Consider the following 21,374-nt stretch of genomic DNA (forward strand, 5'->3'; position numbering starts at 1 on the left):
TCTAGGGGAGAGAGAACAAAGGGGAAACTGCTTTTACCGACATTGCCTAACAAAAGAACAGTCAACTGCGCCTTGCCGCTGGCCGATCGCTGACCGAACTGTTAGACGGCACATGTGAGAAAACGCAAATATCCGCAAATGTCGCGCGTGCAGCGATTCGGGACAGAAGGGTTCTTCGCCGTCCCCAAAGCCGTCGCTACCTTCCTGATGCTTGCCAGTTGCGTCAGCCCCACCGCGTCGCGCGAATATCTCGTGCACAATATGCCGGAATACGAAAAGCTGGCAGCTACGCTCGCGCCTGGCGACATCGTCACTCTAGCCAATGGCGACTGGAAGAATGCTGAACTGATCTTCGAAGCGCATGGCACCGCCGCCAAGCCCGTCACCCTGCGCGCGCAGACGAAGGGGGCGGTGATTCTGTCCGGACGGTCGAATTTGCGTCTGGCGGGCGAGTATCTCGTCGTGTCGGGCCTTGTGTTCCGCAATGGCTATAGCGCCGATTCCGATCTTATATCGTTCCGCCGCAAGCAAGGCGTCGTCGCCTCCAATTCCCGCGTCACGGAAATCGTGATCGACAATTTCAGCCAGCCCGATCCGGAGGAAGGCGAAAACTGGATCGCGCTGTACGGTCACGACAATCGCGTCGATCATTCGCACATCGTCGGTAAGGCAAGCCGGGGCGTCACGCTGGCGGTGATCCGTGACGACCCGCAACCTATGCCGGATCGCCACCGCATCGATCACAATTATTTCGGCCACCGCCCGCCGCTGGGCAGCAATGGCGGCGAAACGATCCGCGTCGGCACCAGCGATTTGTCGCGGTCGGATTCGAAGACGGTGATCGAAGAGAATTACTTTGAGGAGTGCGACGGTGAGGCGGAGATCATCTCGATCAAATCCGGCGGCAATATTATCCGGCGTAACGTCATCGTCGCGTCGCAGGGTTCCATCGTCTTGCGCCATGGCGACGGCAATGTCGTGGAACGCAATGTCATCCTGGGTAAGGGCAAGCCCGAGACGGGGGGCATCCGTATTATCAATGCGCGGCACATCGTGCGGGACAATTATATCGAAGGTGTGACCGGCACCGATTTCTATGCCGCGATCGCCATCATGAACGGCGCAAAGAACCCGCCGCTCAACGGCTATTCCCCCGTGACGGACACGCTGATCGAACGCAACAGCATCATCGACTCAGCGCAGGTTGCCATTGGCGCGGGGGCAGGGGACAAGCGCGGCGTCTCACCGACGCGCACGACGTTCACGCACAATCTGGTGGTGGGCAAGGATGGGGTCAGCCCCTTTACCGTCGGAACGGAAACGGCCGGAATAGCCTTTATCGACAACCGCTTGAGCGAGGCACCCGCTGATCTGGCAGCGACTATGGCGGCGAAACCTGTGACGCTAGCGCGCGCTGCAAACGGGCTGCTCTACCTTGCGGACGCTGCCGATAAATCGTTCGGCGCACCGCGCGATCTGGCACCCGTTGCGCGGAGTGAGGTTGGTGTGAGCTGGTATAAAAGCGCGGCGGCAAAAAACTAACGCCGCCGCCCGAACCCCGCATAAACGGGCACCGATTCGGACAAGCTGGCGGGCGGCATACCACGCCGATGTCTGCGGTTTGACTGTGCATATTCCAGGGCTTGGTATAGCGGCCCGCTTTGTAGGTCGAAGGGAAAGCGCACGCCCATGCAGTCGCCTTCGCTAATCCACATCACCTTGGCAAAGGTCGTGTGGCCCTCGCAATCGAGCTGAAAATCCGTGCCTTTGGGCAAAGTGCTTCCGCGCACCTGCGCGCCGGATTCGCTCAGGTTGGTTACTGTCGCGTCCTGAGAGTCCAGAACCGTGGTAATCGTCACCGGAATGTCCACCGACACTCGCACCCGACCGCGTTTCGCCTGCATGGCACAGCCTCCTTTATGCCATGATTATCTCCAAATGTAGTTAACGTTTCGCAAACAGAACGAGTAAACGCGTTCATTCCCTATGATTTTTTTCCAGGCATTCGATTAACAGGCGCCGGAGCTTTTCGACCTGTGGCACCCCCGCAATGACGAAGCTGTCCGTCACGCGATCGCCGTCGCTATCCACATGGCTCCCGGTCTGCACCGTAAGCGTTCCCCAACCTTCCTCCGCAGCGAGGCAGCTCACTGGCCCCATATGATCGAGCTGGACGAAATCCGTCTGGCGCGTCTTGCCCAATATGATCCGGATCAGCCGCCGATTGGTCAGCCCGTAGATGGTCGATGCAGCCTCTTTGCGAATATGCAACGGCTTGTTCAGCATCCATAGCCCTACGAGGATGAAGGGTATACCGAACAACGGGAATGCGATGCCGAACCCCCATCCCATCGCGTCATTGGGAGGCCCGGAAAGCCACGGCGCAGCCGCAAGCCCCGTCCAGACGAGCGAAAAGACTGTCCAGGGCACCGCGAAGAGCCACATGCTGAATGCTGCTTTCAATCGGCGCGGATCGGGCGATGCGCTCCACAACAAACGCTCGCCTGCCGCAAGTTCGCCATTGAGCGCGGCGGTCAAGCCATAGGCCGTGGAAGAAGCGGATGTTTCCATACCGAGTCATTCTATCGAAACAATGCTGGAAAAAGGCTTAAAGACTGGCCCAGTTGCCGCTAAGGGGAGCGTCCAACGCTGATCCACGGAACCTCCATGACCGAACCGCTTTCCCTGCGCGATGCCGCTCTTGCCTCCAAGGCCTGGCCCTATGAAGAAGCGCGCAAGCTGCTGAAGCGCTATCCCAATGGCGCGCCGGAAAAGGGCTATGTGCTGTTCGAAACGGGATACGGTCCGTCGGGCCTGCCGCATATCGGCACGTTCAACGAAGTGTTGCGCACGACGATGGTGCGTAATGCGTTTCATGCACTGTCGGACATTCCCACGCGCCTGATCGCCTTCAGCGACGATATGGACGGTCTGCGCAAGGTGCCGGACAATGTCCCCAATGGCGACATGCTCCGCGAACATCTGGGCAAGCCGCTGACGCAGATTCCCGACCCATTCGGTTGTCATGAGAGCTTCGCGCATCACAACAACGCCACGTTGCGCGCCTTCCTCGACAGCTTCGGTTTCGAATATGAGTTCGCCTCCTCGACCGACTATTATCGCGGCGGCAAGTTCGACGACGCGCTGCGCAATGTCCTGCGTCATTATCAGGCGATCATGGACATCATGCTGCCCACGCTCCGCAAGGAACGGCAGCTGACCTACTCGCCGATCTTGCCGATCAGTCGGAAGAGCGGCATTGTCCTGCAGGTTCCCGTCGAAGTCGTCGACGCGGAAACCGGCATGGTCCGGTTCGAGGATGAAGGCGAAACCATCGAACAGTCCGTCCTGTCGGGCGGCGCAAAGCTGCAGTGGAAGGTCGATTGGGCGATGCGCTGGGTCGCTCTTGGCGTCGACTATGAAATGGCGGGGAAGGATCTGATCGACTCCGTCACACAGTCGTCCAAGATCGCCCGCGCGCTGGGCGCCCGCCCGCCCGAAGGCTTCAACTATGAAATGTTCCTCGATGAAAATGGCGAGAAGATTTCCAAGTCGAAGGGCAACGGCTTGAGCCTCGAACAGTGGTTGACCTATGGCCCGCAGGAAAGTCTGGCGTTCTACGCCTATCGTGAGCCGAAAAAGGCCAAGTCGTTGCACATGGGCGTCATCCCCCGCGCGGTGGACGAATATTGGCAGTTCCGCGGCAACTATGCGGGGCAGGCGATCGAACAGCGGCTGGGCAATCCGGTGCACCACATTCACAATGGCCAACCGCCGGAAGGCACGCTGCCGGTCACGTTCGGATTGCTGCTCAATCTCGTTGGGGTGATGGGTGAAGCCCAGCCCGAACAGGTATGGGCTTATCTACAGAATTACGTACCCGACGCTTCACCTGAAACGCACCCGGACCTGGACGCGCTGATCGGGCATGCCCTTGCCTATCACCGCGATTTCGTAGCGCCCACGCTAAAGCGTCGCGCGCCTACGGAGAACGAAGCCGCTGCGCTGCGGCAACTGGACGCCGAACTGGCCGATCTGCCTGCCGATGCAACGGCGGAGGACATCCAGAACATCGTCTATGCCATCGGTAAGGAGGAGCATTATGGCTTCGCCGAGCTGCGCGACTGGTTCAAGGCGCTGTATCAGACGTTGTTGGGTGCGGATCAGGGTCCGCGCATGGGAAGTTTTATCGCGCTCTATGGCATTGAAAACAGCCGTAAGTTAATCGGAGAAGCACTTTACGCGTGAATCAACGCATCTTCGTACGGAACATACCGGTTCGTTTCGTGTTCGCCCCTATAGTCCACCCCCTTTCGGACTGATGGTCGGCATCCCCCCTCCCGTCGACCATCGGCCGCGCGCGGCTTTCGAGTAGCGCGCGGCCACCGGGCGGGGTTTCGTAATAGGAAAGCCCCCGCGCTCTCGCACGGGGGCTTTCCTCTAACTACGCTGCCCTGTTTACCAGAAGAAGCGATTGTATACCTGAACAACGCGCCCGGTGCGCATGTTCACCAGCAAGACATCGTCATAGTGCCGGACATAACGCAGGTCGCGACCGGCAGGCGGCAGGCGATAGCGGCGCGGGTCGTTGATGAAATAGCGCGACCCGTAATAGTTCGGCGCAATCCGTGCGCCTGCACGCCAGTTCTGATAACGGAACGGCGCACGCCATTCGCCGCGTGCATACACATTGCGATGGCTCTGACGATAATCGCGCCAATCTTCGCGCACTTCGCGACGTGCATCGCGCACATCCCGGCGTTCCTCACGGACATCGCGACGATCGCCATAGCGCTGTGCCTGGCGCAGATCGCGCCGTTCTTCGCGCAGATCGCGCTCGCTACGGCGCACTTCGCCATAGGATTGGGCGGATACGGTGGCTGGTACGGCTGTGGCAGCCAACAAGGCAATAAGGACAATCTTACGCATATCGTCTCTCCCTTCGGATTGGGACGGTGGTTACTTGCGGATGCGGGGCGACCCAAAATGGGGGCGTCCTGCATCGACAACGCCTTTATGGGCCAGCGGTCCTGAACCGGATGGAAATGACAGCGTCAGGAATCTGAAAGCTAAGGTAATAAAGTGTAACAGTGCGAGCGGCGTCATTTCGCTTTAGAAGGGGTCCACAGGCTTTCGCGATACCATTTGGTCACGACATATTTGGTGCCGGTGATAACGGGTTTGGCGGCGTGCAGACTGGCTTGCAAGGGTGCGCCATCGCGATCCATGTTGTTCCACGCCAGGATCATGCCTTCCTTGGGTGGGATCATGAATTCGCACATCGGGAAATGGGTTTCCCCACCCTCGGCCACATCGCTCAGATAAATCATCGCCGTCCATGTGCGCTGCCCGCCGGATCGCCGCATGGCCTGCCAATAAGCGGCGGTGGCGGGGAAGAAATCGCAATGCACCTTATATTCCTGCGACGCGGTGTAACGCTGCCCCTGCAACGTCTCCCCATATTCGGGATCGATGCCCAGCAATCCGCCGATCCGGTCGCTGATGCTGCGCACCAGTGTGTCCTGCGGATCGAGATGACAGCTATGGCTGGTGCGGTAATCGGGATTGGCACTGCCGGAAAACAGCGTCGAAGGCTGCGCATTGGCGTCGATCATCGTCCGCATCAGTGCGCATTCCGTCGGTGTCAGAAACGCATGGCGACCATAGATATCCAGCGTATCGGTAGCAATCCGGCTCACCAGGGGATTGCGATCCAGCCGCTTGCGCACCAGCTCGCCGATTGAAGCGCGCCGGGGCGAGGCGATGCCTCCATCGTCTATCGTGTCGTCCTGCATGTTAACGTCCTGCCACTGCGAGCAGCGCCAGACAATAGTGCCCCAAACGAAAGGAACCCGGAACGTCTCCGTTCCGGGTCCAGTGGTTCCTGAAGGCCAGTCCAGGAAGCTGCCATAGCTTAATAAAAGAAGCCGTTGATCACATCGACGACGTAACCGTCACGGGTATCGACCAACAACGCATCGTCATAATATCGGATCCATCGCAGCGACCCGTAGGCGGGCGGCAGGCGATATTGATAGGGATCGTTCAGCCAGTAATTGTTCGAGTAGAGCAGGCTGTTCAACTGGATACCGATGGAAAACTGCCGATAGCCATAATTCCATCCGCGCGGCGCATAATAGCGACCGGGGCGGTAGATCTGGCCATAGTTGCGGCGATAGCTCTGCCAGTCGTAACGCCGGTCGTTGCGCCAGCCATTGTCCCACCGCCGCTGATTGGACCAGCGGTCCCGTTCGTTGATGCGCCCACGATTGCCGTAGGCGTAATTGGCGCCATTGCGATTGTCCCAACCACGGGTGCCCCAGTCGCGGCTGCCGTCATTTCTGCGGTCATTGCGCCAGGTGTCATTGCGGACATCACGGCGATCCTCGCGCACGTCGCGGCGGTCTTCGCGCCAGTCGCGACGATCTTCGGCCCGGTCGCGCCAGCCATTATTGCCGTTGCGAACGTCCCGCACATCTTCGCGCCGGTCACGGCGATCTTCGCGTATGTCGCGACGGTCTTCGCGAATATCCCGACGGACCTGCGGCGTCACCGGTTGCTGCTGAATGACCTGCGGTTGACGCCCTTCGCCGCGACCGCGCCATTCGCGCCCCTGCACCTGCACGCCGCTATCGGTACGCACCTGAGCGCCCCGATCCGGGCGTTCCTGCCATGTGCGCTGCTGGTGCTGCTGCTGCTGCGCACCTGGGTTGACCTGCTGGCGCTGTTCCATGCGCTGCTGACGCATTTCGCCGCCGCGCCCACGCCCACCATTATCATCGCCACGCTGGGCATAGGCCGGAGCAACCGCGCCTAGCGCCGTTGCAGCCATCAGTCCGGCAAGCATCATGGTCCTCATCGTCATCTGCTTCGTCCTCACCTGGAGCCGAATTGGCGCCTTGTGTATCCCGATTAGGCGTACGGCCATGTCGGGATGCTGAATTAATGTGTCAGCATTCGGAAAGGATTCAATGACACTATGCCGTGGCGATGTCCCGATCAGGGAACGCGCAGGGCAGGGACCACACGTGCGGCATCCTGCGGTGTGATGCCCGGCGGCGGGGCAGCGGTAACCTGCTCCTCACCGCGCTGGATACGCGCCGCGCGCTTCATGGCTTCGCGGATGCGGGGGTAGGTGCCACATCGACACAGGTTGGTGATTGCCGCATCGATGTCCGCATCGGTCGGATCGCTGTTCCGCTTCAGCAGGACCGCCGCCGCCATGATCATCCCCGGCATACAGAAACCGCATTGCGGCAGGTTTTCGGCAACCCATGCCTGCTGCACCGGATTGCTGCGATCGGGCGATAGGGCTTCGACGGTCGTGACGAACCGCCCCTCGGTCTGCGCAATGGTGACCTGGCACGACCGGATCGCTTCGCCATCGATGTCGACCGTACACGCGCCGCAATCCCCCGTGCCGCACCCATATTTCGTGCCGGTCAGGTTGGACGCATCGCGCAAGGCCCACAGCAGGGGCGTGTCGGGGTCCATGCGATACTGCACAGGCCGGTCGTTGACGGTGAACTTGGTCATCGCCGCTGTCTGTATCGCATGGTCCGCATTTCAGGAACCCTGTCGCCGCGTCATTCTTTCCAGTCGGTTTCGTCGCGTTCCAGCATCCGCACCATCGCTGCAAAGTCCGCAGCGCCTTGCCCGCCGGGAAGCTGCACACCCGCCATGTCGCGCTGATGCACGGCGATCACCGCGTCGGGAATAAGCGCAGGCGTTCCTGCCGCACCCGTCGCCACCTGAATTTCGCACGCGCGCTGCAACGCCCAATGCCGGAAGAACGCCGCCGGCAGCGTCTCCGCCATCACCAGCGTCCCGTGATTGCGCAGCATCATCGTCCGCTTGTTGCCCAGGCTCTCAATCAGCCGTACGCCTTCTTCGGGGCGGATCGTGATGCCTTCGAACGCATGATAAGCAATCTGCCCATGGAACGCAGCGGCATAGAAATTGGTGGGCATCAACCCTTCCTGCGTCGCCGACACCGCCATCCCCGCCGTCGTATGCGTATGTATAATGCAATGCGCGTCAGGCAGATGCCGGTGGAAAACGCTATGCTGCGTAAACCCGGCCTTGTTGACGGGGTAGGGGCTGCCATCCAGCACAGTCCCGTCGATATCGATCTTCACCAGATTGGACGCGCATATCTCGCGATAATGCAGCCCGTACGGATTGATCAGAAACGCATTGTCCTCCCCCGGCACGCGCAGGGTGATGTGGTTGTAGATCAGCTCGTCCCAACCCTGCCGCGCGAATATCCGATAGCAGGCGGCAAGCTGCTGCCGCGCGGCCCATTCTGCGTCCGACATGCTGCGGCGCGAAGCCTCTATTGCAGTAGCCATGGCACCTCTCCTTATTGACATTGATGTTTGTAGACCACAAAGCATCGGCACATGTCGAGGGGCCGTTGTGCCCCTCGCGCATCGCTTCACCCCTTTTCCGGCCATGCCAATGCCGCTGGGGGTTGAAATATCGCGACTCTGCTGGTAACGCGCCCGACACACGGCGCAGACCCGCTCTGCGGCGACCCCTTATTATTGCTTACGGCCGGCCCGGTGGGGCATGAATATGTCCCGGCGGTTCGGTTGTTATTCGATTGGAGATTGAAGGCCTCATGCAAATCATCGTTCGCGATAACAATGTCGATCAAGCGTTGCGCGCCCTTAAGAAGAAGCTGCAGCGCGAAGGTGTATATCGCGAAATGAAGCTGCGCCGTCATTACGAAAAGCCGTCGGAAAAGCGTGCCCGTGAAAAGGCTGCTGCTGTCCGTCGCGCTCGTAAGATGGATCGCAAGCGTGCGGAGCGTGACGGCGTCCGGTAAGGACGTACCGCACACTCTGTTACGGCGTGCCACATCGGGGCGCCGCATGATGCGATTATCCACACTGCAAGATTAAGGCGTCTGCCCATGTCGACCACCGCTGTTCCGCTCCGTCCCATTGCCAAGGGTTCCTTGACGAAATTATGGGTCGGCATCGCGGCGGTCGTGCTGGCGGCAGGCGGCCTTGCCTATGCCGGTTCCGCAACCGTGGACACGTTGGGCTTCGAAATCCTGAAAGAAGGGGAGGGCGTCAGCCCCACCGTCAGCGATGTCGTGCTCGTGTCCTATGTCGGTAAGCTGAAGGACGGCACCGTCTTCGATCAGAACGAACAGGCTGCGTTGCCCGTGGACGGCCTCGTCCCCGGCTTCACGCAGGCGCTTCTGAAGATGAAGAAGGGCGGCAAGTACCACATCAGCATCCCGCCGCAGCTTGGCTATGGCGCGGAAGCCAAGGGTCCGATCCCGGCCAATTCGACGCTGGAATTCGACGTAACCCTGCTGGACTTCAAATCGCGCGCTGAGATCGAAGCGATGCAGCGCCAGATGCAGATGATGCAGGGCGGCGCAGGCGGTATGCCCGGTGCACCCGGCGGCGCCCCGATGCCCGGCGCACCCACGGCTCCCGGCCAGTAAGACTTTCCCATCGCCGGTGTCTGAACGCCCCTTCTCTTAGGGAGGGGGCTTCATTGAGACGGATGCTACACACCCATAGGCGAGGTCCAAATTGCGTACCCGCCTAAGCATCTGCGCCCGAAAAAGACGCTACGCCTCCGAAGAGGACGCGCTAGCCGCCGCGCACCGCGCCAATCTCCCCCTGCGCCCCTATCGCTGCGACCGCTGCCACCACATCCACCTTACCAGCCGCACAAAGGGCAAGCGGGTGCCACGTGCGGTCGTTTCTTTGGATGGGGAGGGGTGATGACGAGGTAGGCCACATCCCGTCATATATTCGACCATACTCGATGCTCAGAAGCGGACACTGACGGCAACACCTGTTTGTCGGCGCGAAACAGAGATCAGTTACCGCATCAGCTAAAGGTGAAGACCGAGAAATGAGGCGCCGGGAACCGGATTGAACGAGATCGGGTCCGCCGCAACAAAACCGAGTGTTTCGTAAAGTCTGCGCGCGGGGACGAACTTCGCCTGCACATCGAGCCTCATTTCGTTGTAACCGACAGCACGGGCCTCTTCGATCAGGCGCTCAGCGAGAGCACGACCAAGGTGACGTCCCTGAGCTTGAGGACGAACATATAGCCGTTTCATCTCGCATATTTCGGGAGAGACTTGGCGCATCGCGACGCAACCCTCAATTTCGCCTTCCCGATCCGCGAGCAGAACGCATCCCTTCGGCGACGCATACTTACCCGGTAAGTTGGCGAACTCGGCATCGTTGTTCTGGTAATCGAGATTCACTGGGGAATTGGTGATAAACTCACGCCAGATGCACAGCACCGCCGCTGTGTCATCAGGGAAGATCGCGTACCGTATCATCGTCATGACATGAATATCTTGCCGAATATCATGGCGGCAATGAGACGTGTTTTTGAGAGCATTGTGGTGACGCGTGCGCAGCAGATTCTGACTATGGACCTAAATCCTTCGACAATCAGATCATAGGCGTCAGGAAGTCGCGCGGACTGTTGGAATTCGCGTCCCTTAAGGCGACGGGTAGCCATCGTGCTTGCCCGCCTGTCCGTTCGCGCCTTGGGGTGTCGGTCATTTTGCCAGAATGTGCAGAATATCACGGTCTTCGCGCATTATCTCCTCGGCCAACGCCATGCTCTGCGCGAAATCGGGGTCGGATGCGGTCAGGCGCAGGCCATCCGGCGCATCGCTTAGGAACAATTCATCCCCCAAAGCCACATGCAACCGCGCCAATATCTCTTTGGGCAGGATTACGCCGGTGGAGTTTCCGATCTTGATGAGTTTCAGCACCTTGTTCATACATATGTTATAATAGGATGTGGGCCGTGCCGCACGGATAACAGGGCCTATCTCCGCCGCCGATCCCTTGACAGTCCAACAGCGACTCAGTAAGGGCAACTCATCCCGACACGCTTGGTTGCGGCAGTGCAAATGCGCTGGCCGTCTTTTTTGCGTCTTGGGGTTCACATCGACGCTTTGAGATGGGGCGCTGCCACACGCCCCGTGGAGCAGGAGAAAATTTTACATGGCACGTATAGCGGGCGTCAACATCCCGACCAACAAGCGCGTAATTATTGCGCTTACCTACATTCATGGCATTGGCCGCAAGACCGCCGTCGATATCGCTGAAAAGCTGGGCATCGATCAGTCGCGTCGCGTTCAGGATCTTTCCGACGCCGAAGTGCTGCAGATTCGCGAAGCGATTGATGCAAGCTATCAGGTGGAAGGCGATCTGCGTCGCACGACCTCAATGAACATCAAGCGTCTTATGGACCTGGCCTGCTATCGCGGCCTGCGTCATCGTAAGGGCCTGCCGGTTCGCGGTCAGCGCACGCACACCAATGCCCGTACCCGCAAGGGCAAGGCAAAGCCGATCGCCGGCAAGAAGAAGTAAGCGCTCGCCTGTTCGTTCAGGCTTTAAGAGCACTTATTTTCCAGTTTTGAGTAGGATAGTAAAATGGCACGGGAACCCCAGCGCATAAAGAAGCGGGAGCGCAAGAATATCTCCTCCGGCGTCGCGCATGTGAACGCCAGCTTCAACAACACCATGATCACGATCACCGACGCACAGGGCAACGCGATCTCTTGGTCTTCGGCAGGCACCATGGGCTTTAAGGGATCGCGCAAGTCGACCCCTTATGCGGCTCAGGTTTGCGCTGAAGATGCAGGCCGCAAGGCTGCCGAACATGGCGTGCGCACCCTCGAAGTCGAAGTGAAGGGCCCCGGTTCGGGTCGTGAATCGGCGCTTCGTGCATTGCAGGCGGTCGGTTTCACGATCACCTCCATCCGGGACGTTACACCTATCCCGCATAACGGCGTACGCCCTTCCAAGCGTCGTCGCGTTTAAGGCTTTTGCCGTTCTGGTGTGCGGCGGACGCGCCGCACATCCAATTCTGACTCGGCCGGGGCTTTTCCACTGACGCAGCGGAGCAGCCCCCGCCCCATTCCCAGGGGAATTACATGACTGTCAACATGAAGAACTGGCAGGAATTGAAGAAGCCCAACGCCCTTGAAATCAAGGTCGGCGGCGATTCAAAGCGCAAGGCGACGTTCGTTGCTGAACCTTTGGAGCGCGGCTTCGGCTTGACGCTCGGCAATGCGTTGCGTCGCGTTCTTCTTTCCTCGCTTCAGGGCGCGGCGGTCACTTCGATCAAGATCGAAAACGTCCTGCATGAATTTTCCTCGCTCGCCGGCGTTCGTGAAGATGTCACCGACATCGTCCTGAATGTGAAGCAGATCGCTCTGCGCATGGAAGGCGAAGGCCCCAAGCGCCTGCAGCTTTCCGCGACCGGTCCTGCCGAAGTGAAGGCTGGCGATATTGCGGTTTCGGGCGACATCGAAGTGATGAACCCGGATCTCATCATCTGCCATCTGGATGAAGGCGCGACGCTGAACATGGAACTGACGGCCGACATCGGCAAGGGCTATGTCCCTGCCGTTGCCAACCGTCCGGCCGATGCCCCCATCGGTCTGATCCCCATCGACGCGCTCTATTCGCCCGTTCGTCAGGTCGCGTACAAGGTGGACAACACCCGCGTCGGCCAGGAACTGGACTATGACAAGCTCTCGCTGACGCTCGAAACCGACGGCACCGTGACCCCCGAAGACGCCGTGGCCTATGCTGCGCGTATTCTTCAGGATCAGTTGCAGCTGTTCGTTCACTTCGAAGACGCGCTGCCCACGGCGGCTCCCTCGTCGGGCGGTCATGCTGTTGCAGCATCGTCGGAAGGCGAAAGCGACACGAACCAGATCAACCGTTATCTTCTCAAGAAGGTGGATGAGCTGGAACTGTCGGTGCGTTCGGCCAACTGCCTCAAGAACGACAACATCATCTACATCGGCGATCTGGTCCAGAAGACCGAAGCCGAAATGCTGCGGACGCCCAATTTTGGCCGTAAGTCCTTGAATGAAATCAAGGAAGTGCTGTCGTCCATGGGTCTGCGCCTCGGCATGGATATCCCAGGCTGGCCGCCTGAGAATATCGAAGAAATGGCCAAGAAGCTGGAGCAGGAACTGCTCGGCTAAATACTACTCCCGGCATTCCCGCAAAAACGGGAATCCATCTCCCGGCCGTGCGGCTGGGGATGGGTCGGGAGATGGATCCCCGCCTCCGCGGGGATGACGTTAATAAGAGGCAGTCCATCGTCGCTGCCTGGTCTGGGATACCTGAAACGGTCCCTGAACGAACGAAAAGGAAGTTATCATGCGTCATCGCGTAGGCGGCCGTAAGCTGCAACGTACCTCCAGCCATCGTACGGCCCTGTTCCGTAACATGGCCGCTGCTCTTATCAAGCATGAGCAGATCACGACCACCGTGCCGAAGGCCAAGGAACTGCGTCCCTATGTTGAAAAGCTGGTGACGCTGGCAAAGAAGGGTGGCCTGTCCAACCGTCGTCTGGCGCACGCGCGTCTTCTGGACGATGCGCAACTGGTCAAGCTGTTCGACGTGCTGGCCGAACGCTACAAGGATCGCGCCGGCGGTTACACCCGCGTGATCAAGGCTGGCTTCCGCGCTTCGGACGCTGCCCCGATCGCCATCATCGAATTCGTCGACCGCGACGTCGATGCCAAGGGTCAGGACTCCGGTCCGGTCCAGACCGCTGACGAAGACGAATACGAAGCTGCATAAGTCTTTGTTGCCGGGCAGTTAGTCCGGCAATACAGCGCTTCACAAACAGGCCGCGGCTTTCTAAGCTGGCGGCCTGTTTTCGTTTTGGGAGAGCCTCACCATGTCGTTCCGAAGCGCGCGCCGCGCGCTGGTCCTTTGCCCTGTGCTGATGCCTGTGCTGATCGCACTTTCTCCCGCCATTGCCGAAACCCCCGCTGACAAGCCCGATACTGCCACGATCATGAAGGAAGCCACGCTGTCCTATCCGCAGACCCGTCGCCTCGATCTGGTCGAGGATCATTTCGGCGTAAAGGTACTCGATCCCTATCGCTGGCTGGAAAATGACGTGCGGCAGGATGCGGCCGTGCGCGAATGGGTGACCGCTGAGAACGCCGTAACGCAGGACTACCTCAAGACGCTGCCGGGGCGCGATATCCTGAAAAAGCGGATGGCGACGCTGTACGATTATGGGCGCTACTCCACGCCCACCAAAGCGGGCGGTCGTTACTTTTACACGTTCAACACAGGCCTTCAGAACCAGTCGCCGCTTTTCGTGCGCGATGGTCTGAAAGGCGCGCAGCGGATGTTGCTGGACCCCAACGCTCTGTCAAAGGACAATGCGACTGCGCTGGCGGAATGGAAGCCGTCGCCCGATGGCCGCTATTTGCTATATTCCGTGCAGGATGGTGGCACCGACTGGCGCACGCTTGCCCTGATCGATGTGGCGTCTGGCAAGGCGCTGGATGACCGCGTGGAATGGGTAAAATTCTCCGATCTTAGCTGGGACGAAGAAGGGCAGGGGTTCTTCTATTCCCGCTTCGCAGCACCTGCACAGGGCGCTGCCTTCCAGTCGCTGAACGAAAATCAGCAAATCTATTATCACCGCGTCGGCACGCCACAGGCGCAGGATCGGTTGATATATCAGACACCCGACCGCCCAAAGCTGGGCCACAGCGGCGAAGTTACCGACGACGGCAAATGGCTCGTCATCACGTCGGCATCCGGGACGGACGACAAGCAGGAAGTCACCCTCGTGGCACTGAGCGATGGTTGGCGCGAAGCGCCGGTCGCGCCGCGCACCCTGATCAAAGGGTTGAACAATGGCTGGCACCTCATCGGCAGCCGCGGCGATACTCTGTGGTTCATGACCGACAAGGGCGCCCCGCGTTTGCGCCTCGTTACGCTGGATGCCGCCGATCCCCGGAAGGCGCCGGTCGAGATCGTACCCGAACGCACCGATACGCTGGCGGGCGGATCGCTGGTGGGTAATCGCATCATCCTAGCGTATCTGGAAAATGCGAAGACGATTGCCGAACTGGTCGAACTGGACGGCAAGCCCGTTGGCGACGTGCCGTTACCGGGCGTCGGCACGGCAGCGGGCTTCGGGGGCAAAAGCGGAGATTCCGAGACGTTCTTCAGCTTCTCCAGCTTCACTATGCCATCGACCATTTATCGCTACGATACTGCCACCGGCACCACAGAAGTCTTTGCTCAGCCCGATCTGGCCTTCGATCCCGAAAACTTCGTGACCGAGCAAATCTTCTACCCGTCGAAAGATGGTACGAAGATCCCGATGTTCATCATCCGGCGCAAGGATATCGCCACCGCGGAAAAGCCTGCACCGACATTGCTGTACGGCTATGGCGGCTTCAACATTTCCATGACGCCCGGCTTTGCACCCACCCGCTTGGCATGGCTTGAGCAGGGCGGGGTGCTCGCCATTGCCAATCTGCGCGGCGGCGGCGAATATGGAAAGGCATGGCACGATGCCGGACGCGGCGCGAACAAACAGAATGTGTTCGACGATTTCATCGCGGCGGGTGAATATCTCAAGGCCAATGGCTACACTGGCGAGGATCAGTTGGCGATTGAGGGCCGTTCGAACGGTGGCTTGCTGGTCGGTGCAGTCGTAAATCAGAGGCCCGATCTGTTTGCCGCGGCACTACCGGGCGTAGGCGTGATGGACATGCTGCGCTTCGACCGGTTTACGGCGGGCCGCTATTGGGTGGATGACTATGGCTATCCGTCCAAGAAGAACGACTTCCGCTTGCTCTACAGCTATTCGCCCTATCATAATGTAGCGGCGGGCAAAGACTATCCGGCGATCATGGTGACGACGGCGGATACTGACGACCGCGTCGTGCCGGGCCACAGCTTCAAATATGCTGCTGCTCTGCAAGCGACCGACATCGGCACCAAACCGCATCTTATCCGCATCGAAACCCGCGCTGGCCATGGCTCAGGCAAGCCGACCGACAAGGTGATCGAGGAGTTTTCGGATATGTACGCCTTTATCGCGCAGTTCACGGGTCTGGAAATCACTGACCTATCCAAGTGATTGGGGTGTCGTTCAGCCTCCCGAAAGCCGGATACGCGCTATGATCGCGCGATACATGCTCCCGCTGCGGAAGGGTAAGAAGATGAAGACCGGTTACAGGCTGACGGCTGCGGTTCTGGCCATGTCCCTTATGGCGGGTAGCGTAACGGCGGCAGAGGCGCGACCTCGTGGCTGGGGAAATGGCGGCGGATGGCATGACAACGGTTGGCGCCGCCATCGTGGCGATTGCTTTGGCCTGGGCGATGCGATTGGCGTGGCCGCGCTGATCGGCGCGGTGGCTGTGGTTGCCAGTTCGATGTCTAAGGATCGCGCGGCGCGTGACGCAAATTCCGATTATCGCAGACCGCCTGTACCTCCACCACCTGTGCGAGACAATGGGTATGCCGGAGAGCGTTACCGCAATGCTCCCGATGACGACTTTAGCGACATAGCCAGCAATGATGCAGTCCCGATCGCAGGGCAGGATAGCGCCGTCGATGCTTGTGCTATTGCTGCGCGGGATGAAGCGTCGCGGAGTGGCGGCTATGCCGAAATCCGCTCCATCGGCACACCGCAGCCTACCAATGGCGGCTACGACATCGACGGCGAAGTCGAGCGGCGCGGTTCCTATCGCGATCAGGCAGGCGAGACCCGTCGCTTCACCTGTACGGTGCAGGGTGACAGCGTGACGAACGTCTATCTAAGCCGCGATCTGGTCAGCAATTAACCGCAAGACACGCTGCCACATTAAGGGACCGCTTGGCTTCATCTCGCATCCCCCTTAGTAGGACGCCCATGTCCGGTCGCCTTCTCCCCCGTCGTAATGCGGCCATCGCGTTCATTCTGGTTACGGCCCTCCTTGACGTCATGTCGATGGGCATCGTCATTCCGGTCCTGCCGCAATTGATCGAGACCCTGTCAGGCTCCAGCAGCGGGTCCGGGCTGTGGAATGGCTTGTTCGTCGCGCTTTGGGCAGGGATGCAGTTCGTCTGTTCGCCTATCATCGGATCCTTGTCCGACCGTTTCGGTCGGCGGCCCGTCATTCTGATCTCGATCTGCGGGCTGATGCTTGATTATGTCCTGATGGCGCTTGCACCGAACTTGTGGTGGTTGGCGGTAGGACGGCTGTTGGCTGGCGTAACGTCGTCCAGCTTCACCTCTGTGTTCGCCTATATGGCGGACATCACCGCACCTGAAGATCGCGCTCGCGGTTACGGCCTGATCGGGGCAGCGTTCAGCGCGGGTTTTGTCGCCGGACCATTGCTGGGCGGCATATTGGGCGAAGTCTCCTTACGCGCGCCCTTTTGGGTGGCCGCCGGAATGTCCGCTCTGGCGTTCATCTATGGTGTGTTCGTGTTGCCGGAATCGCTCCCCCCCGAAAAGCGCATGGCGTTCAGTTGGCGACGCGCCAATCCCTTCGGTGCTCTCACGTTGCTACGCTCCCATCGCGAGCTGTCCGGCCTCGCGGTCGTCAACTTCCTCCTGTATTTTGCCCACCACCTCTTCTCTGCCGTGTTCGTTCTCTATGCCGGGGATCGATATGGCTGGGGTGCGTGGCAGGTCGGCAGCCTGCTTGCACTTGTCGGCTTATTGGACATGGGCGTGCAGGGATTGCTCGTCGGCCCCGTCGTGAAACGGATCGGAGATCGCAGAACGATGGTGATCGGCCTGGCCTTCGGTGCCATCGGCATAGCATGCATGGGGCTTGCCCCGACCGGTTGGATGTTTGTCGCCGCGATGTTGCCCAACGCATTGTGGGGACTGGCCATGCCGACGATCCAGTCACTCATGACCCGGCGCGTGTCCGAAAGCGAACAAGGCCAGCTTCAAGGTGCCAACAACAGCGTGGCGAGCATTGCAGGTATTGTCTCGCCTTTGTTTTTCGGCGGCGTCTATGCGCTGTCGGTCGGTGCCGATCCGACTTTGCCCTTCATCGGCAGTGCATTTTTGATTGCGGCGGCGGTACTGGGCGGGGCGGCGCTGCTGGGATGGCTTGCGGGGCGGCGGGATTCATCCGATGGGCGCCTGTTGCTGGACAACGACGCGGTGGGGCACTAACCGGTCGCGAACCCCACCGTTTCTCCGGTTCCAAGCAAAGGCGATTCTATGACGCTGCCCCTTCAGGACTCCATTCTCATCGTGGACTTCGGTAGTCAGGTGACCCAGCTCATCGCGCGACGCGTTCGCGAAGCGGGTGTTTACAGCGAGATCGCTCCCTTCAATAGCGCCGCCGAAGCTTTCGCCCGGATGCAGCCCAAGGGGGTGATCCTGTCGGGCGGTCCATCTTCCGTAATGTGGGACGATTCACCGCGCGCACCGCAGGAAATCTTCGACGCTGGCGTGCCGGTCCTCGGCATCTGCTACGGTCAGCAGACGATGATGGAGCAGCTTGGCGGTAAGGTAGAAGGGGGCGGCAGCGGCGAATTCGGTCGCGCGTTCATCAACGTGCAAAAGCCCTGCGCGCTGTTCGATGGCCTTTGGCAACCCGGCGACAAGCATCAGGTGTGGATGAGCCACGGCGACAAGGTCACGCGCCTTGCCGAAGGGTTCGAAGTCGTCGCAACCAGCGAAGGCGCGCCCCTGGCCGTAACCGCGAACGAAGCCAAACGCTTCTACGCCACGCAATTCCATCCCGAGGTTGTCCACACGCCCGACGGCGGCAAGCTGCTCGCGAATTTCGTTCGCCATGTCTGCGGGCTTGCTGGCGACTGGACCATGGCGGAGTTTCGCGCAACCAAGATCGCGGAAATTCGCGCGCAAGTCGGCACTGGTCGCGTTATCTGCGGACTTTCGGGCGGCGTGGACTCTGCCGTTGCTGCCGTGCTCATTCATGAAGCGATCGGCGACCAACTGACTTGCGTCTTCGTCGACCATGGGCTGATGCGACTGGGCGAAGCGGAACAGGTCGTCACCTTGTTCCGCGAACATTATGGCATCAAGCTGGTCCATGTGAACGCAGAAGAACGATTTCTCGGCGGTCTCGCTGGTCTCACCGATCCGGAAAAGAAGCGCAAATTTATCGGCGGCGCTTTCATCGAACTGTTCGAGGAAGAAGCACGCAAGGTTGGTGGCGCAGATTTCCTCGCGCAAGGCACGCTCTATCCGGACGTCATCGAGAGCGTATCCTTCACCGGCGGCCCCAGCGTCACGATCAAGAGCCATCACAATGTCGGCGGTCTGCCCGAACGCATGAACATGAAGCTGGTCGAGCCCTTGCGCGAACTCTTCAAAGACGAAGTGCGCGTGCTGGGTAAGGAACTGGGCCTGCCGGACGTCTTCGTCGGTCGCCACCCGTTCCCCGGACCCGGCCTCGCGATCCGCATCCCCGGCGAAGTGACCAAGGAACGCTGCGACATATTACGCAAGGCAGATGCCATCTATCTTGAGGAAATCCGCAACGCGAACCTCTACGATGCCATCTGGCAAGCTTTTGCCGTCTTGCTTCCCGTCCGCACCGTCGGCGTGATGGGCGATTTGCGCACCTATGACAGCGTGTGCGCCCTGCGCGCCGTCACCAGCACCGATGGCATGACCGCGGACATCTATCCCTTTGACGCGGTGTTTCTAAGCCGCGTTGCGACCCGGATCATTAATGAAGTGAAGGGTATCAACCGCGTGGTTTACGATTACACGTCGAAACCCCCTGGCACCATTGAGTGGGAATGAATTAGGCTCCTCCAGAGGGGGGGCTCAGCGTATGACCGACCGCTTCCCGGGTGCGTCAGCGGACGAATGGTACGATGCCGTCCGTCTCCATGTATATCTGCGATGGCGCGGATGCACGATTTAGGCCCCCTTAGTCACCATTGGAGTCAACCATGAAAACCGTGGGTTTGCCTCGCGATGCAGGATCCCATCCTGCCGATAATGCTGCCCGCACCCCTCGCGAAGCAATCGCATCGTTGATGTGCAAACGCCCTTTTGGCAGTCCTTTCAACAGGCGCTTGGGGGTCGGAAATTCCAGTACGGCCTCGCGCGGCATGTCTCTCTGACGTAGGGAGACAGTCATTCCCTTCCAGCCATCGGAAGAGGATAATTGAGGCTCGCTCACGAGTTGCCAATCAAATTTGAAACCGTCGATCTCGACAGTGCCGCTGCGGCCGTGTGCTTGAAACATGGTATACCCTTAGCATGTCAGCAGCGGTACTCTATCCATGGTATCGCAGGGTTTTCTCGAGGCCCACGGTTGCCATTCTGAGCGAACAGGATCACGCGACCGGGTCCGTCGCCAACGGCGCAGAAACACAATCGTCTGGAGCACAGCCACCCGGCGTGAAACCATGTTTCAAAAGTCCGCGTGACCCAATTTGTTTGTAACCTGAAGCGCGGTTAGCATGAGGTTTATTTCAGTCGCTCAACCAATCGGATATAATTTCGCCCTTATGCCCTTCGGGCGCTAACGCCGCGCGCAAGGCTTCCAGCAGAGGTGGCAGTGCCTGCGTAAAAGCGTAGGGCGGATTGACGATATAGAGGCCTGCGCCGTTATAGATGCCGGGTTGCTCGCTATCGTATAGCCAATGTTCCACCCGCAGCAATTTCGGGATGCCCAGCTTGCGTAACTGCTGTTTCCACCGGGAATGCGTGGCGTGGTCTTTCAGCGGATACCAGATCACCGTCACGCCATGCGCCCATTTGCGGTGCGCCGCAGCGAGGGTGGCTGTGATACGGGCGCGTTCGTCCGTCTGTTCATATGGCGGGTCGACCACCACTACGCCGCGAGGCGTGCGGGGCGGCAGCATCGCCAGCCAAAGCTCGTAGGCGTCGCGTTGATGCACGGCAGCGGATGTGCCGCGCATCACGCCGCGCAGGGCATAGGCATCTTCGGGATGTTTTTCGTTAAGGATCAGAAAATCCTGCGGGCGCAAAAGCTGGGCGAGAATCCGCGGCGAGCCGGGGTAAAGGTGCTGTTCGCCACCCACATTCACCGCCCGTACGGCGGCGCGATAGTCGTCCAACAAGGGGTTCGGGTCGTCAAAGGCCCGCAGCACGCCCTGCGTGGACTCGCCAGTGCGCTGAGCCTCATCGCCGTAAAGGTCGTACAGCCCGCAGCCAGCATGGGTGTCAATCAGAGTCAGCGCGCCCTGCTTGTGCTGCAAGGCCCGCACTAGGGATATAAGCAGGCTGTGCTTCACGACATCGGCGCTATTGCCAGCATGGAAGGAATGGCGATAATTCATTGTGACTCAAAATCCTGATAATCTGCCTTCGCGATCCTGACCGGAATGCAGCGCCAGCGCCGCCTGCTGCTCGCGCGACTTGATGAGCACGAACTGCATGGTTTGACGTGTGACCGCTTCGCAGATCGCCTCGCACAGCTTCTCGAAAAATGGCAGCATCTGCGATTGCCCAGCGCCTTGCGAATGACGACCTCACCGGTCGCGCGGATACCGTGAACTTGAAAAACCTTCTGGGCCAAATCCAGCTTGATCGAGCTAATCTCCATGGTGGGTGGCTCCTTTCCTAGGGTCGCATGA

23 protein-coding genes and 1 pseudogene are annotated in these 21,374 nt (G+C 59.7%); 12 read left to right on the plus strand and 12 right to left on the minus strand.

Annotated elements, in window-relative coordinates; translation table 11 throughout:
* The first annotated feature begins 114 nt into the window (after positions 1-114).
* Entirely contained in the window at positions 115-1,542 is a 1,428-nt protein-coding gene (locus tag QMG56_RS12335) for a polysaccharide lyase 6 family protein (RefSeq protein ID WP_281822775.1), read from the plus strand.
* Here the strand turns inward: QMG56_RS12335 and QMG56_RS12340 are convergent.
* Both QMG56_RS12340 and QMG56_RS12345 read right to left on the minus strand, forming a co-directional pair.
* Complete coding sequence (locus QMG56_RS12340; protein WP_230188286.1) at positions 1,539-1,904, minus strand: PilZ domain-containing protein; 366 nt, start codon at positions 1,902-1,904, stop codon at positions 1,539-1,541. The two genes, QMG56_RS12335 and QMG56_RS12340, sit on opposite strands and share 4 nt — an antisense overlap.
* 73 nt (positions 1,905-1,977) lie before the next feature.
* Entirely contained in the window at positions 1,978-2,571 is a 594-nt protein-coding gene (locus QMG56_RS12345) for a hypothetical protein (protein ID WP_281822776.1), read from the minus strand.
* A 96-nt stretch (positions 2,572-2,667) separates the two neighbouring features.
* On the opposite strand from QMG56_RS12345, the gene QMG56_RS12350 reads away from it, so the two are divergent.
* Positions 2,668-4,248 (plus strand): lysine--tRNA ligase, encoded by a 1,581-nt coding sequence (locus QMG56_RS12350; protein ID WP_281822777.1) that lies wholly within the window; start codon positions 2,668-2,670, stop codon positions 4,246-4,248.
* A 210-nt stretch (positions 4,249-4,458) separates the two neighbouring features.
* Here the strand turns inward: QMG56_RS12350 and QMG56_RS12355 are convergent, their stop codons facing one another.
* The 5 genes from QMG56_RS12355 to QMG56_RS12375 all read right to left on the minus strand — a co-directional run bounded on the left by QMG56_RS12355 (position 4,459) and on the right by QMG56_RS12375 (position 8,351).
* Positions 4,459-4,929 (minus strand): RcnB family protein, encoded by a 471-nt coding sequence (locus QMG56_RS12355; RefSeq protein WP_230188283.1) that lies wholly within the window; start codon positions 4,927-4,929, stop codon positions 4,459-4,461.
* A gap of 173 nt (positions 4,930-5,102) precedes the next feature.
* Complete coding sequence (locus QMG56_RS12360) at positions 5,103-5,795, minus strand: 2OG-Fe(II) oxygenase (RefSeq protein WP_281822778.1); 693 nt, start codon at positions 5,793-5,795, stop codon at positions 5,103-5,105.
* Between the two features lie 119 nt (positions 5,796-5,914).
* Positions 5,915-6,865, minus strand: coding sequence for an RcnB family protein (locus tag QMG56_RS12365; protein WP_281822779.1), 951 nt, complete (start codon positions 6,863-6,865; stop codon positions 5,915-5,917).
* A gap of 134 nt (positions 6,866-6,999) precedes the next feature.
* Positions 7,000-7,536 (minus strand): (2Fe-2S)-binding protein, encoded by a 537-nt coding sequence (locus tag QMG56_RS12370; protein ID WP_281822780.1) that lies wholly within the window; start codon positions 7,534-7,536, stop codon positions 7,000-7,002.
* A gap of 50 nt (positions 7,537-7,586) precedes the next feature.
* Positions 7,587-8,351 carry a class II aldolase/adducin family protein gene (locus QMG56_RS12375; protein WP_281822781.1) on the minus strand — a complete coding sequence of 255 codons (765 nt, stop codon included), beginning with the start codon at positions 8,349-8,351 and terminating at the stop codon, positions 7,587-7,589.
* A gap of 272 nt (positions 8,352-8,623) precedes the next feature.
* On the opposite strand from QMG56_RS12375, the gene rpsU reads away from it, so the two are divergent.
* Together rpsU and QMG56_RS12385 are read left to right on the plus strand one after the other, a co-directional pair.
* Entirely contained in the window at positions 8,624-8,830 is a 207-nt protein-coding gene (gene rpsU, locus QMG56_RS12380) for a 30S ribosomal protein S21 (RefSeq protein WP_104954164.1), read from the plus strand.
* An 87-nt stretch (positions 8,831-8,917) separates the two neighbouring features.
* Positions 8,918-9,463: an FKBP-type peptidyl-prolyl cis-trans isomerase gene (locus QMG56_RS12385; RefSeq protein WP_281822782.1), complete on the plus strand. Its 546-nt coding sequence runs from the start codon at positions 8,918-8,920 to the stop codon at positions 9,461-9,463.
* A gap of 399 nt (positions 9,464-9,862) precedes the next feature.
* On the opposite strand, the gene QMG56_RS12395 is transcribed toward QMG56_RS12385, so the two are convergent.
* Together QMG56_RS12395 and QMG56_RS12400 are read right to left on the minus strand one after the other, a co-directional pair.
* On the minus strand, positions 9,863-10,327 hold the full coding sequence (locus QMG56_RS12395; protein WP_281822784.1) for a GNAT family N-acetyltransferase: 465 nt from the start codon (positions 10,325-10,327) through the stop codon (positions 9,863-9,865).
* A gap of 219 nt (positions 10,328-10,546) precedes the next feature.
* The gene (locus QMG56_RS12400) at positions 10,547-10,774 is read right to left on the minus strand and encodes an AbrB/MazE/SpoVT family DNA-binding domain-containing protein (protein WP_281822785.1); all 228 of its coding nucleotides are present in this window, start codon (positions 10,772-10,774) and stop codon (positions 10,547-10,549) included.
* A 226-nt stretch (positions 10,775-11,000) separates the two neighbouring features.
* On the opposite strand from QMG56_RS12400, the gene rpsM reads away from it, so the two are divergent.
* From rpsM to guaA, 8 genes are all read left to right on the plus strand, one after another.
* Complete coding sequence (rpsM, locus tag QMG56_RS12405; RefSeq protein WP_230188274.1) at positions 11,001-11,369, plus strand: 30S ribosomal protein S13; 369 nt, start codon at positions 11,001-11,003, stop codon at positions 11,367-11,369.
* A 63-nt stretch (positions 11,370-11,432) separates the two neighbouring features.
* Entirely contained in the window at positions 11,433-11,822 is a 390-nt protein-coding gene (rpsK, locus tag QMG56_RS12410) for a 30S ribosomal protein S11 (RefSeq protein WP_104953188.1), read from the plus strand.
* A 113-nt stretch (positions 11,823-11,935) separates the two neighbouring features.
* Positions 11,936-13,000: a DNA-directed RNA polymerase subunit alpha gene (locus QMG56_RS12415; protein ID WP_281822786.1), complete on the plus strand. Its 1,065-nt coding sequence runs from the start codon at positions 11,936-11,938 to the stop codon at positions 12,998-13,000.
* Between the two features lie 178 nt (positions 13,001-13,178).
* Positions 13,179-13,604, plus strand: coding sequence for a 50S ribosomal protein L17 (gene rplQ, locus QMG56_RS12420; protein ID WP_281822787.1), 426 nt, complete (start codon positions 13,179-13,181; stop codon positions 13,602-13,604).
* A 100-nt stretch (positions 13,605-13,704) separates the two neighbouring features.
* Positions 13,705-15,921, plus strand: coding sequence for a prolyl oligopeptidase family protein (locus tag QMG56_RS12425; protein WP_281822788.1), 2,217 nt, complete (start codon positions 13,705-13,707; stop codon positions 15,919-15,921).
* A gap of 55 nt (positions 15,922-15,976) precedes the next feature.
* Positions 15,977-16,627: a hypothetical protein gene (locus QMG56_RS12430; RefSeq protein WP_281822789.1), complete on the plus strand. Its 651-nt coding sequence runs from the start codon at positions 15,977-15,979 to the stop codon at positions 16,625-16,627.
* Between the two features lie 68 nt (positions 16,628-16,695).
* Positions 16,696-17,958 carry a TCR/Tet family MFS transporter gene (locus QMG56_RS12435; protein WP_281822790.1) on the plus strand — a complete coding sequence of 421 codons (1,263 nt, stop codon included), beginning with the start codon at positions 16,696-16,698 and terminating at the stop codon, positions 17,956-17,958.
* Between the two features lie 48 nt (positions 17,959-18,006).
* Positions 18,007-19,566 (plus strand): glutamine-hydrolyzing GMP synthase, encoded by a 1,560-nt coding sequence (gene guaA / locus QMG56_RS12440; RefSeq protein WP_281822791.1) that lies wholly within the window; start codon positions 18,007-18,009, stop codon positions 19,564-19,566.
* 130 nt (positions 19,567-19,696) lie between these two features.
* On the opposite strand, the gene QMG56_RS12445 is transcribed toward guaA, so the two are convergent.
* From QMG56_RS12445 to QMG56_RS12455, 3 genes and pseudogenes are all read right to left on the minus strand, one after another.
* Positions 19,697-20,017: a hypothetical protein gene (locus QMG56_RS12445; RefSeq protein WP_281822792.1), complete on the minus strand. Its 321-nt coding sequence runs from the start codon at positions 20,015-20,017 to the stop codon at positions 19,697-19,699.
* 229 nt (positions 20,018-20,246) lie between these two features.
* Positions 20,247-21,077, minus strand: coding sequence for a 23S rRNA (adenine(2030)-N(6))-methyltransferase RlmJ (locus QMG56_RS12450; RefSeq protein ID WP_230188266.1), 831 nt, complete (start codon positions 21,075-21,077; stop codon positions 20,247-20,249).
* A gap of 33 nt (positions 21,078-21,110) precedes the next feature.
* Positions 21,111-21,343 (minus strand): annotated as a pseudogene (locus QMG56_RS12455) (IS110 family transposase); the annotation flags it as partial.
* Between the last annotated feature and the right edge of the window lie 31 nt (positions 21,344-21,374).

Origin of the sequence: Sphingobium sp. BS19 (assembly GCF_027925545.1) — a bacterium.
In the GTDB taxonomy this organism is placed as follows: domain Bacteria; phylum Pseudomonadota; class Alphaproteobacteria; order Sphingomonadales; family Sphingomonadaceae; genus Sphingobium.